Genomic DNA, 12,582 nt, shown 5'->3' with positions numbered 1-12,582 from the left:
CTGTCTTTTTCTTTGCACAAAAAAAGATCCTAGGTTTATCTAGGATCTAATAATTCGAAGCATCTGGCCACATCACTAGGATAATGAGCATCGCTTGCAGTCACAATTTGTACATTATTTTCTTTTAGGATTTTTCTGAAATCATCATTTAAACCCACATCCGGATGATGATATGAATAATGAGCTTTTGTGTTGTCTTCCATTTTGATGTTGTATTCTTTTGCCAAACTAGCAATATGATGGTAGGTAGGATGTAAATCATAGCCTGGATCAATCGAATACATTTTTATCACGTCTGGATGACCAACTTGATCAAAGAGATTGGATTGGATTAGTTTTTCAATAGAGTCATAATAAGCTTTATAAATATTAGAAGGATCATTTTTATCCCAAAGCAATTCTTTGGAAAAGGCATCCATATCATATAAATAGCCATTTACAGAATGTACACTGCCTACTAGAAAGTCGAATTGATAATGTTCAAGGATTGAGGATAATAAACTTTCTGTTTCAGGCGTATAACATACTTCAAGGCCAAAAGATACATCTATGTCAAAAGTTTCCTTTTTTAATGCGTCAATTAATTTTAAATAATCATCTATGGAGTTCTTTTGTTTCTTTAGAAACCAATCTTCTTGTAGTTTAGAAACTTCACAAACCCTTTTATAACAGTCTTTAAATTCAAAGAATCTATGCGTATGATCTAAAATCTGAAGATGTGTGATTCCTTTTTCTTTGGCCGCATCAATAAATTTATGAACATATTCGACACTTAAATCACCATTTTCTAAATGAGTATGTGCATCAATCATAATACTATCCTATTTCTTATAAGTAGATACTCGAATCATACCATTGATTTTCTTAATTGGTGAAATATCGACTTCAGAATCCAAATCAATGATTGTATACGCAATATCTTTCTTAGATTTATTCATCAAATTTTCAATATTGGCATCCTTTAAAACATCAGTAATTTGAGAAATCATCTTTGGTTTATTTTCATGAATACAAGTGATTCTAAATGGTGAATTCATATCCATTTTCGCATTTGGTAAATTAACAGAATTTGAAATGTTACCATAAGTTAAAAAATCCATTAATTCCTGAGCTGCTTTTACAGCACAATTCTCTTCACTTTCCTCGGTTGAAGCACCTAAGTGAGGAATCGCAATGACTTTATCATTTTGAAGTACTTTTTGACTAGGGAAATCAGTCACATAAGATGCAACTTTATTATCATCTAATGCTTCTAATAGGGCATCTTCATCTACAAGGCCGCCACGCGCAAAGTTCAATAACTTCACACCATCCTTCATTTTGTCAAAACTATCTTTATTGATAAAGTTTTTAGTTCCATCATTTAAAGGTACGTGAATTGTGATGAAATCACATTGGCGATATAGATCATCGATATTTGTGACATGGTTTACATAACGAGACAAGTTCCATGCTGCATCAACAGACATATAAGGATCATATCCATATACTTTCATGCCAAATCGTAAAGCTAGATTGGCAACTTGAATACCAATGGCACCACAACCAATGACACCTAATGATTTACCGGTTAATTCATGTCCTGCATATTTTTTCTTTTGTTTTTCCACATCCTTTGCGATGTTCTCATTTTCTTTTTGTGTTTGGATCCATTCAATACCATGATAGATATCACGACTTGCCAGTAGCATACCCGCAAACACAAGTTCTTTTACAGCATTGCTGTTTGCACCTGGAGTATTAAATACGACAATCCCTTTTTTTGTACAAGTATCAATATCGATATTATTAACACCCGCGCCAGCACGGGCAATGGCCTTTAAATTTTTGCCATATTCAATATCATGAAGATTGGCACTACGAACTAAAATGGCATCTTCATCTTCCATGTTTTCGTTTACTTCATAATTTTGATTAAATTGATCTAAACCAATTTGAGCAATATTGTTATAGAGTTTTATTTTAGGCATTATAATTCTCCTCTTCAAATTTCTTCATAAATGCGATTAGGGCTTCTACCCCTTCAAGTGGCATGGCATTATAAATGCTTGCACGCATACCACCAACAGTTCTGTGACCTTTAATATTCACAATACCTGCTTCTTTTGCTTCTTTGACAAATTTAGCATCTAAATCTTTATCACCAGTCACAAAAGGAACATTTGTATAAGAACGATCCTCAGGTACAACAGGATTTGAATATAATTTAGAAGCATCGATATAGTCATATAGTAATTTAGCTTTTTGACGATTGATTTTTTCCATGTTTTCCAATCCACCAATTTGAGTTTCTAACCATTCAAGTACTAAACCACAAATATAGATTGCATAAGTAGGTGGCGTGTTGAACATAGAATCATTGTCTGCATATGTTTTGTAGTTTAACATGCTTGGTGTTTTTTCATCAGCTAAACCAATCAAGTCTTTTTTAATAATAACCACCGTTAATCCAGCAGGTCCCATATTCTTTTGGGCACCGGCAAAAATCAAATCGTATTTAGAAACATCGGTTTTTTCACTTAAAATACAACTTGATAAATCCGCAACTAAAAGCTTACCTGCATGTGGAGGAAGCTCTTTATATTTAGTTCCATAGATTGTGTTGTTTTCGCAAATATATACATAATCAGAATCTTCACTTAAATCTTCTTGTTTGATTTTAGGAATATATGTAAAGTTGTCTTCTGCACTAGAAGCAACTACATTTACTTTTCCTAATTTTTCATGTTCTTTTAAAGCTTTTTTTGTCCATTGACCCGTATTGATCAAATCTACGTTATGTTTTTCTAGATTTAAAGGAATCATAGTGAATTGTAAAGAAGCACCTCCTTGTAAGAATAAAATTTCATATTCATCTGGGATGTTCATCAATCTTTTTAGTCTTGCTTTACAAGTATCTATAATATCTTTAAATTCACTGGAACGGTGGGACATCTCCATGACGCTCATTCCACTATTATGAGCATCCAACATTTCGTTCGCAGCTTTTTTTAATACCCATTCTGGTAAGCATGCGGGACCGGCACTAAAGTTATATACACGTGTCATATTGTTACCTCGGTGAAAATATTTCCACCTTTCCTTTCTTTATGTTTCATGATTATACATTTGTTTACATTTAATTTCAAGAGATTTGTTCATAAATTAAATTCAAGTGTATTCAGAATCGAAACAAATCATTTAACAAAAGCTTAACAGAACCATTCTTTTTGTTTAACAAACATGCATTATGATATGTGTGTCGAAAGAAAAGAGGACAAGGAAAATATGAATAAGTTTTTAAAAGGTGCAATGGTCGTAGGATTATCTGCAGCTATGGTAGGATGTAGTTCATCAAATACTGCATCAGATGACAGTAAATCAGAAGGAAAAAGTTTAAGCGGAACAATTACAGCCGCAGGTTCAAGTGCATTGAAACCATTGGTGGATGTTGCAGCAGAACAATTCTTAAATGAAAACCCAGATGTTTCTATTACAGTTGATGCGGGTGGATCAGGAGAAGGTTTAAAACAGGTAGCTGATAAAACAGTTACTTTAGGAAACTCAGATGTTGCAGCTGAAGAAAAATTAGATAAGGATCAAGCTAAAGATTTAGTAGATCACCAAGTTTGTGTTGTAACAATGGCTCCAATCGTAAATAAAGATGTTGGTGTTAAAGATTTAACAAAACAACAATTAATTGACATCTTCACAGGAAAAACAACAAACTGGAAAGATGTTGGTGGGCCCGATGAAGAAATCGTTTTAGTAACTCGTCCAACTTCATCAGGAACAAGAGCCACATTCCAAAAATATGCATTAGATGGAAATGAAGAAGCTAGCAATGCTTCAATGGAAACGGATGATTCTGGTGTATTGTTACAAAATGTAACAGATACAAAGGGTGCAATTGGTTATGTAGCATTGTCTTATTTAGTAGACAATGACGATGTAGATACAATCGCAATTGATGGTGTTGAACCTACATTAGAAAATACATATAGTGGTGACTACAAAGTTTGGACATTTGAACACATGTATACAAATGGAGAACCAGACGAAGCAACAAAAGCATTCTTAGATTACATCATGGGTGAAAAATTCGGTAAGAAAATGGAATCATTAGGCTATGGTGTTTCTAGTAAAATGGAAAAAACAGATCACTAATTACTAGTTCTTTAACGGACATTGAAATATATGTCCGTTATTCATTTAGTTTGGAGGAATTTAATGAGTCGTAAAAGCATGTTTTGTAAAGAATATTTCTGGCAGATTCTTGTAACAATCGGTGGTCTGTTTGTGATATTTTTAACTCTATTGATTGGAGCCTTTCTAGTTTATAAAGGTTCAGATACATTTTTAAAATTTCATCATACTCTAAAAGAGTTTCTCGGTAGTGCAAATTGGACACCTGTGGATAATGCGAGTTCCAAAGGACATGTCGGAGCCTTGATCTTCATTGTTGGTTCATTGTGTGTTTGTGGATTAGCACTATTGATTGCCACACCATTTGCGTTAGGATCTTCTATTTTCATGACAGAAATTTCACCTAAATTTGGTGAGAAGTTCTATCGTCCTATGGTAGAAATCTTTGCCGGAATTCCTAGTGTTGTTTATGGATGGGTTGGATTAACGGTTTTGATTCCGTTTTTAAAGAAAGTATTTGATTTGCAGGTAGGACACTCCATACTTGCAGCAAGTTTAGTTTTATCGATTATGATTTTCCCATCGATTACAAGTGTTGCCAGTGATGCAATTCGAGCCGTATCAAAAGAAACACGAATGGCAGCTTATGGACTTGGCTCAACACGTTGGCAAACGATATATCGTGTTGTGATTCCTGCTGCATTACCTGGTGTAATTTCAGGCATTGTATTAGGATTAGCAAGAGCGTTTGGTGAAGCTTTAGCTGTTGCGATGGTTATTGGTCAAACAACAGCTTTACCTAAGAGTATTTTTTCCACTTCAAAAACACTAACAACAGAAATTGCAGCACAAATGGGAAATGCGATGGAAGGCGGAGAAATGAAGGCAGCCCTATGGACAATGGCTTTATTGTTGTTCTTGATTTCGTTATTGTTTATTACAATTATTCATAAGTTTTCAAAGCCGAAAGGAGAATAAAGATGGATTCTAGAATTAAAAGAGCAAAAATGGTTGATCAATTCATGACAATTGTTTTTTATGGTATTGCCTTATTCTTCTTTCTACTTCTTGTTGGCTTTGCCGGAAAAGTAATCATTGGGGGCTTGTTAGGTGCAAAACCAGAGATGTTTGGATTTAGCCGCTCTGGCAGCATTGGAAACCAAGTTTTCAACACCCTTTACTTAGTATTTATTTCATTACTTGTATCAGTTCCTATTGGTGTATTAGCTGGTATTTATTTGGCGATGTACGCAAAACCAGGTCTTGTGACACGCTTTTTAAGAACTTGTATTGAAACATTGTCTTCTTTACCAAGTATTGTAGTAGGTTTGTTTGGATATTTGATTTTCTTAGTTGTATTAGGACTATCCAAAAGTTTATTGGCAGGTGCTTTATCTATTTCCATTCTAAGTTTACCTTTGATCACAACCACCACAGAAGATGCGATAAAAGGTTTACCAGAGGGCTATTATCAAGGAAGCATGGGACTTGGAGCTACAAAGTGGCAAACTATATTCCATGTATTATTGCCTGCATGTCTATCACGTATTATGACCGGTGTTATTTTAGCAGCTGGTCGTGGATTTGGTGAGGCTGCCGTATTACTTTATACGACAGGTTCAGGAAGTGATTTGCGTTGGAATAACTTTAGTTTTACATCTCCAACATCGCCAATCAATGTGTTAAGACCTGCTGAAACATTATCCATTCAAATTTGGAACTTACAGACAAACGGTCAAGATCGTGCATTAGCGAATTTATCAAGTGCTGTATTAATGATTTTAGTATTGGCATTTAGTATTGGTGCGAATGTCTGGTCAAGACATATCTCTAAAAAACAAGCTGGATTAGAGAAATAGAAAGGTTACGTATGAATAATAAATTTACAGTCAATGATCTAAATTTATATTATGGTGATTTTCATGCCTTGAAGAATATAAATTTAGATATCAAAGAAAAAGAAATTACAGCATTCATTGGTCCTAGTGGATGCGGTAAATCAACATTTTTAAAAACGTTGAATCGTATGAATGATTTGGTGGAAAGTGCCAAAGTTACAGGAGATATTTGTTTAGATGGTACGGATATCTACAAAAATATGGATGCGATTGAATTAAGACGTAGAGTTGGAATGGTATTTCAACAGCCTAATCCATTCCCAAAAAGTATTTATGACAATATTGCGTATGGTCCAAGAATTTTTGGAATCAAAAAGAAAAGTGAATTGGATGAAATTGTCGAAAGAAGTTTAAGACAAGCTGCCATTTGGGATGAAGTTAAAGATCGTTTGCATAAATCCGCATTGGGAATGTCTGGTGGACAACAACAACGTTTGTGTATCGCAAGAGCCTTGGCTATGCAGCCGGAAGTTTTATTGATGGATGAACCTACAAGTGCTTTAGATCCAATTTCAACTAGTAAGATTGAAGAATTGACTTTAGAATTGAAAAAAGATTATACAATTGTTATTGTTACCCACAATATGCAGCAAGCTATGCGTATCAGTGATAAAACTGCCTTCTTCTTATTGGGGGATTTAATCGAGTATAGTGATACAGAAACATTGTTCTCTACACCAAAAGAAAAGAAAACAGAAGACTATATTACGGGGAGGTTTGGATAATGGTTTTACCTACAAAGTTTTTAAAACAAACAAGACAGTTAGAACTGACTATGACACAAATGTCTCAAGACTGTTTGAAAGGTTTATGGTTTTGCAAGCACGCTATTTTAGATGGAAACAAAACTTTAGTTCAGGATGTTTCGCAAATGCATGAAGAAGTGAGTGAACAAGGAAGAGAAGCTGAACAAATTTGTATGAAGATCCTTCTTCTTCAACACCCTGTTGCCAAAGACTTAAGACGTATTACGGTAGCTACAAATACCATTCGTGATTTAACACGTATTATGGATCAGGAAAAAGAAGTTTCAGAACTTATTTGTGCATTAAATATGCAAGATTTAATTGTGGATGATTGTATTCAACAACAATTTACGATTGCCAAGGAAATGATTACACTTGCGATTGAATCCTTTATTCAAAAAGATGAAAAGGCAGCGGATCAAGTGATCAAAATGGATGATCAAGCAGATGCACAATATGAAAAGGCAAAAGATGTCTATGTGGATTTATTAGCTAAAAAAGAACATGATACAGGTACATTGGTAGATGTATTATTAGTTGGTAAATATTTAGAGAGAATCTGTGATCATTGTGTAAATATTGGTAAATGGGTTCTTTATCAAAAGTCTGGTATTTTTGAAGAAGTTGAATAAGCACAAAAAAAGCTGTAAGCAAGTTGCTTACAGCGTATTTTTTACTTGGTGGAGCGTATCGGGATCGAACCGATGACCCCCTGCGTGCAAGGCAGGTGCTCTCCCAGCTGAGCTAACACCCCAAGTGCTTTATAATATTATCGAATTTTTTTGGAAAAAGCAAGCATTTTTTGATAAAATTAATGTATGAGAAAACAATGGACATGGATCATGATTCTATGTATATTAAATTTTAGTTTGATGGGATTTATCTTAACGCATCCAACGTCAAAAAACCAAGATGCAAAAATTGTGAAAAAAGAAGATAAGAAGTCTTTTACATTTGTTGGTGTCGGAGATAACTTATATCATAATACGCAATATATGTGTCAAGAACAAAATGAATACTATAATTTTGATTCTTATTATGAAATGACGAATAAATATACACAAAAGGCCGATTTGGCATATATCAATTTTGAAACATTGTGTATAGGCGAAGAATATGGATTGAGTGGCTATCCTACTTTTAATGGGCCTACAGAAATTTTATCTTCCGTCAATAAGGCTGGCTTTGATTGGTGGAGTTTAAGTTCAAACCATTCAATGGATAGAGGCGTAGAGGGTTTGTTGAAACAAATCGAATTAGTTCGTGAAAATTATCCAGATGTCATTACTACGGGTTCTCATACATCCAAAAAAGATAGAAATCGTACTTTAGTCAAAGAAATCAATGGAATTAAAGTTGGATTTTTAGGATATACCTATGGTTTGAATGGTTTTGTCTTGCCAGAAGATAAACCATGGCTTGTGGATTTGATTGATAAGGATCAAATGAAAAAGGATATGGAAGCTTTAAGTAAAGTAAGTGATATTCAATTGGTTTCTATGCATTGGGGTGATGAATATCAAACCTATCCAAATGATGAGCAGCAAGATTTGGCAAACTATTTAAATGAGTTAGGTGCAGAAGTTGTGATTGGATCGCATCCGCATGTCATTCAGCCGGCAAAAATTATCAAAGGCAAAAAACAAGATACACTTGTATATTATTCGTTAGGAAATTATACGAGTACACAAGATGTGGATGAAAGAATGGTTGGTGGAATGGCTAGCTTTACTGTAAATTATGATCCAAATACGAAAAAGACGTCTTTTACAGATACAAAGTTTATTCCGTTGATCACATGGTTTGATGCAGGATATAGCACTTGGAAGACATATTCCATTGAAGATTATAATGATTCCATTGCTGCAACACATAGATTATCTGGTGAATATGATTTATCTAAAGAATGGGTTCAACAATATGTTCAATCTGTTATGCAAGATTCAGAAGGGATTGAGGTGGTATTAGAGTGAGTCAAAATCAAAAAACAATAGCCGAAAATCGCAAGGCAAGACATGATTATGAATTGTATGATCGCTTTGAGGCGGGTTTAGTACTTCAGGGTACAGAAATCAAAAGTATTCGAAGAGGGAAGGTACAATTAAAAGATAGTTATATCAGTTTTCAAAAAGGGGAAGCTTTTATTAAAGGGATGCATATTTCTCCTTATGAATTTGGAAATCGATTCAATCATGATGAAACAAGAGATCGAAAGCTTTTAATGCATAAACAAGAGATTCAAAAATTAGAACAATCAGCTCGTATTAAGGGATATACAGTTGTACCAGTACGAATTTATTTATATAAAGGACTAGCTAAGCTTGAGATAGCTTTGGCAAAAGGTAAAAATCTTCATGATAAGCGAGAATCTCAAAAAGCAAAGGATGCGCAAAGAGAGATTCAAAAAGCCTTGAAAAATCAGTATTAATAGATTATACTGATGTTCCTTGGGGATGTTCAGGCATTCGATGAGTAAATGTTTGGATTCAGCCACAGCCACGAAGGATACGTGTAATAACCAACTTAAATTAATTGCTAAAAATAAACTTGCTAATGTATTTGGTATGAACCAAAGCATGGCTTTCGCTGCTTAATTTTATTGCCTACGTTTGGCTTCGCAGCCCCTTTCTGAAATTTCGCTTTCTTATTTCAGACTGAGTGTTAAAGAAAAGAAGATAGAAATAAGTATTGGCTAGCTGCTTATTTTGAATCAACTATAGCTAACCCAAAAGAATTTTTGTTTCCATCCAAAACTTTTGGATAACTAGATGGAAAAAGCTGTAAACGCTGTCTCGTGGGACTTTGCTTAGACAGGAGTTCGATTCTCCTCATCTCCACCAAAGACAATCAACGCCCTTATTTAAAGGGCTTTTTATTTTATGTGGTGTATTTTTGATGTATAAAAAACAAGAAAGAAGGTAAATTACGTATAAGAATTGCTATAAGTTAAAAGATTTAGTAAAGTATTTCATTTAACGCTATTAAAATTATGAGTGCTTCATAAACCTTCATTTATTCTTCTAAACCATATATAATAAATGAGAAAGAAGGTAAATTACACATGAGAATTGCAGTTAGCTATAAAGACGGAGAAGTTTTCCAACACTTTGGTCATAGTTCAGAATTTAAAATCTATGATACAGATCATAATGAAATTGTTAAGAGTGAAGTGATTACAGTTGAAGGACATGGACATGTTGACGTTTCAAATGCTTTAAAAGAACAAAATGTAAATATTGTACTTTGTGGTGGTATTGGACAAGGTGCTAAAAATGCATTAGCTGGTTTTGGAATTCATTCATTTGGTGGTGTAACTGGAAATGCGGATGAGGCTGTTAAGAAATATTTAAGTGGAAAACTAGAATTCACAACGGATGTGACTTGCACGAAACATGAATCTGGCGAAAGTCATTCTTGTGGTGGACATTGCCATTAATTTTTTGAGTTTTTCTTTTGACACACCTTGTATTTCGGTCTATAATCTAGGCAACAATGATGATAAGGATATGAATGCATTCTATTCAAAAGTAGAGAGAGTGTGGTTGGTGAAAACACTTTGCGAAGGTATGTATTTACTCCCTTTGAATTGCCCTTGAAAAAGTGTGCCGTAATTCTTGCGTTAAAAGGTTTGAGGTGTATACAGTAATTGTATAAACAAAGGTGGTACCGCGTGCGACAGACGTCCTTTGATGGCTGTCGCTTTTTATATGGAAAAATGGAGGAAAGTAAAATGGAATTAGTGAATGTATTAGAAAATGAACATTTATCTATGTTGAACCACTCATGTGCTCATATGATGGCTCAAGCTGTTAAGCGTTTATATCCAAATGCTAAATTCTGGGTAGGACCAGTCATTTCTGAAGGTTTCTACTATGACATGGATTTAGGGGATGTTAAATTAAAAGAAGAGGATTTGGCAAAAATCGAAAAAGAAATGAAGAAGATTGCCAAAGACGGAAAGAGAATTGTTCGTGAAGAAATTTCTAAAGAAGATGCTCTAGAAATGTTCAAGGATGATCCTTATAAAGTGGATTTGATCAATGGATTAGAAGATGGAAATATCACAATCTATCGTCAAGGTGAATTTGCGGACTTATGTCGTGGACCTCACGTTGAAACAGTTAAGATGTGTAAAAACTTTAAATTGTTGAAACATTCTGGCGCTTACTGGAAAGGTGATGCCAACAATAAAATGCTTCAACGTGTTTATGGTATTTGTTTCGATACAAAAGAAGAATTGGAAGCTCACTTAGAAGCTTTAGAAGAAGCTAAAAAACGTGACCACAAGAAATTAGGTAAAGAAATGGGCTTGTTCACAATCAGTGAATTTGCGCCAGGTATGCCTATCTTCTTGCCAGATGGAATGATTTTACGTAACATCTTGGAACAATACTGGTACCAAGAACATACAAAAGAAGGATATCAATTCATTAAGACACCTATTATGATGTCAAAAGAATTGTGGGAATTGAGTGGACACTGGGATCACTATAAAGACAATATGTACACTTCAATGGTAGATGATCGTGAATTCGCAATCAAACCAATGAACTGTCCAGGTGCATTATTAGTATATAACTCAACTTTACACTCATATAAAGACTTACCATTGCGTTTAGGAGAATTAGGACAAGTACACCGTCATGAAGCAAGTGGTGCATTGAATGGATTATTCCGTGTACGTACATTTACACAAGATGATGCGCACTTGTTTGTAACTCCTGATCAATTGGAAGAAGAAGTTAAGAAAGTATTACAATTGGTAGATCGTATTTATTCTGTATTTGGTTTACCATATGAAATTGAATTATCAACTCGTCCAGAGAGTGGATATATTGGTTCAGAAGAAATTTGGGATGCTTCAGAAAAAGCATTGGCACAAGCTTGTGTTCATGCAGGTAAAGAATATAAGGTAAATCCTGGAGATGGTGCATTCTACGGACCTAAATTGGATATCCATATTAAAGATAGCTTAGGACGTGTATGGCAATGTGGTACTGTACAGTTGGATATGAACTTGCCAGAAAGATTCGAATGTAAATATGTAGATGCTGATGGAACTAAGAAAACTCCAATCATGTTACACCGTGTAGTTTATGGATCTGTTGAACGTTTCATTGGTATCTTGATTGAACACTTTGGTGGACACTTCCCATTATGGTTAGCACCACGTCAATTTGTTGTGATTCCAGTTCACCATGAAAAACATGTTGAGTACGCAAATAAAGTATGTGATGCATTAACAGCATTAGGAATGCGTGCAACAGTAGATTCTCGTAACGAAAAATTAGGTTACCGTGTTCGTGAGGCACAGCTACAGAAGGTTACTTACCAAATCGTAGTGGGTGATGGAGAACAAGAAAACAATACAGTAACAATTCGTCAAAGTGGTAAAAAGGATAGTGTTACATTATCTTTAGATGAAGCTTTAGCTAAATTTAAAGCGGAAGTAGACAACAAAACATTATTTGGAAAGTAAGAGTTTAGAGGTCAAAAATTGGCCTCTAAATTTTTTTGTCTTTTTTTAAAAAATTGCTTGCAATAAGTTTTTATCCATGTTATTATTAACGGGCGTTACGGATAACGCAGGTTGTTCTAAAAAAATAAGTATTCTGAAAATATTCTTGGAGAAGTACTCAAGTGGCTGAAGAGGTGCCCCTGCTAAGGGTATAGGTCGGGAAACTGGCGCGAGAGTTCAAATCTCTCCTTCTCCGCCATCTTATTTTTGGAAAATTATGGTCCAGTGGTGTAGTGGTTAACATGCCTCCCTGTCACGGAGGAGATCGTGGGTTCGAGTCCCATCTGGACCGCCA

Annotated in this window: 12 protein-coding genes, 3 tRNA genes and 1 other RNA gene; 12 read left to right on the top strand and 4 right to left on the bottom strand. The window is 34.7% G+C overall.

The window, feature by feature from the left end; genetic code table 11:
* Window positions 1–35 precede the first annotated feature (35 nt).
* Genes Q0E86_RS06775 through serC form a run of 3 tightly spaced genes read right to left on the bottom strand, consistent with a single transcriptional unit; the run spans window position 36 to window position 3,048 of the window.
* On the bottom strand, window positions 36–812 hold the full coding sequence (locus Q0E86_RS06775; RefSeq protein WP_295755614.1) for a histidinol-phosphatase HisJ family protein: 777 nt from the start codon (window positions 810–812) through the stop codon (window positions 36–38).
* A 9-nt stretch (window positions 813–821) separates the two neighbouring features.
* On the bottom strand, window positions 822–1,970 hold the full coding sequence (locus Q0E86_RS06770) for a 3-phosphoglycerate dehydrogenase family protein (protein ID WP_295755612.1): 1,149 nt from the start codon (window positions 1,968–1,970) through the stop codon (window positions 822–824).
* The gene (gene serC / locus Q0E86_RS06765) at window positions 1,963–3,048 is read right to left on the bottom strand and encodes a 3-phosphoserine/phosphohydroxythreonine transaminase (RefSeq protein WP_295755611.1); all 1,086 of its coding nucleotides are present in this window, start codon (window positions 3,046–3,048) and stop codon (window positions 1,963–1,965) included. Before serC ends, Q0E86_RS06770 begins: the two co-directional genes overlap by 8 nt.
* A gap of 219 nt (window positions 3,049–3,267) precedes the next feature.
* On the opposite strand from serC, the gene Q0E86_RS06760 reads away from it, so the two are divergent.
* From Q0E86_RS06760 to phoU, 5 genes are all read left to right on the top strand, one after another.
* The gene (locus Q0E86_RS06760) at window positions 3,268–4,146 is read left to right on the top strand and encodes a phosphate ABC transporter substrate-binding protein (protein ID WP_295755609.1); all 879 of its coding nucleotides are present in this window, start codon (window positions 3,268–3,270) and stop codon (window positions 4,144–4,146) included.
* Window positions 4,147–4,209: 63 nt separating this feature from the next.
* Entirely contained in the window at window positions 4,210–5,103 is an 894-nt protein-coding gene (gene pstC / locus Q0E86_RS06755) for a phosphate ABC transporter permease subunit PstC (RefSeq protein ID WP_295755606.1), read from the top strand.
* A gap of 2 nt (window positions 5,104–5,105) precedes the next feature.
* On the top strand, window positions 5,106–5,984 hold the full coding sequence (pstA, locus tag Q0E86_RS06750) for a phosphate ABC transporter permease PstA (protein ID WP_295755604.1): 879 nt from the start codon (window positions 5,106–5,108) through the stop codon (window positions 5,982–5,984).
* An 11-nt stretch (window positions 5,985–5,995) separates the two neighbouring features.
* Complete coding sequence (gene pstB / locus Q0E86_RS06745) at window positions 5,996–6,748, top strand: phosphate ABC transporter ATP-binding protein PstB (protein WP_295755602.1); 753 nt, start codon at window positions 5,996–5,998, stop codon at window positions 6,746–6,748.
* A complete protein-coding gene (gene phoU, locus Q0E86_RS06740) occupies window positions 6,748–7,401 on the top strand; it encodes a phosphate signaling complex protein PhoU (RefSeq protein WP_295755600.1) in 654 nt (217 codons plus the stop codon). The genes pstB and phoU overlap by 1 nt, the downstream gene beginning before the upstream one ends.
* Before the next feature lie 46 nt (window positions 7,402–7,447).
* Here phoU and Q0E86_RS06735 read toward each other — a convergent pair.
* Window positions 7,448–7,523: transfer RNA gene (locus Q0E86_RS06735), tRNA-Ala, on the bottom strand.
* Between the two features lie 64 nt (window positions 7,524–7,587).
* Between Q0E86_RS06735 and Q0E86_RS06730 the strand changes: the two genes are divergently transcribed.
* The 7 genes from Q0E86_RS06730 (at window position 7,588) to Q0E86_RS06700 (ending at window position 12,582) form a co-directional block, all read left to right on the top strand.
* Window positions 7,588–8,742 carry a CapA family protein gene (locus Q0E86_RS06730; protein ID WP_295755598.1) on the top strand — a complete coding sequence of 385 codons (1,155 nt, stop codon included), beginning with the start codon at window positions 7,588–7,590 and terminating at the stop codon, window positions 8,740–8,742.
* Window positions 8,739–9,197 (top strand): SsrA-binding protein SmpB, encoded by a 459-nt coding sequence (gene smpB / locus Q0E86_RS06725; protein ID WP_118010717.1) that lies wholly within the window; start codon window positions 8,739–8,741, stop codon window positions 9,195–9,197. The genes Q0E86_RS06730 and smpB overlap by 4 nt, the downstream gene beginning before the upstream one ends.
* A 21-nt stretch (window positions 9,198–9,218) precedes the next feature.
* Window positions 9,219–9,609: a transfer-messenger RNA gene (gene ssrA / locus Q0E86_RS06720) on the top strand.
* A gap of 221 nt (window positions 9,610–9,830) precedes the next feature.
* Window positions 9,831–10,205 carry a NifB/NifX family molybdenum-iron cluster-binding protein gene (locus tag Q0E86_RS06715; protein ID WP_295755594.1) on the top strand — a complete coding sequence of 125 codons (375 nt, stop codon included), beginning with the start codon at window positions 9,831–9,833 and terminating at the stop codon, window positions 10,203–10,205.
* A gap of 294 nt (window positions 10,206–10,499) precedes the next feature.
* On the top strand, window positions 10,500–12,248 hold the full coding sequence (thrS, locus tag Q0E86_RS06710; protein WP_295755592.1) for a threonine--tRNA ligase: 1,749 nt from the start codon (window positions 10,500–10,502) through the stop codon (window positions 12,246–12,248).
* 147 nt (window positions 12,249–12,395) lie between these two features.
* Window positions 12,396–12,486, top strand: a tRNA-Ser gene (locus tag Q0E86_RS06705).
* A gap of 20 nt (window positions 12,487–12,506) precedes the next feature.
* Window positions 12,507–12,582, top strand: a tRNA-Asp gene (locus Q0E86_RS06700).

This window comes from uncultured Holdemanella sp. (genome assembly GCF_934754935.1).
Classification (GTDB): domain Bacteria; phylum Bacillota_I; class Bacilli_A; order Erysipelotrichales; family Erysipelotrichaceae; genus Holdemanella.
This window is presented reverse-complemented; position numbering and strand designations above follow the sequence as displayed.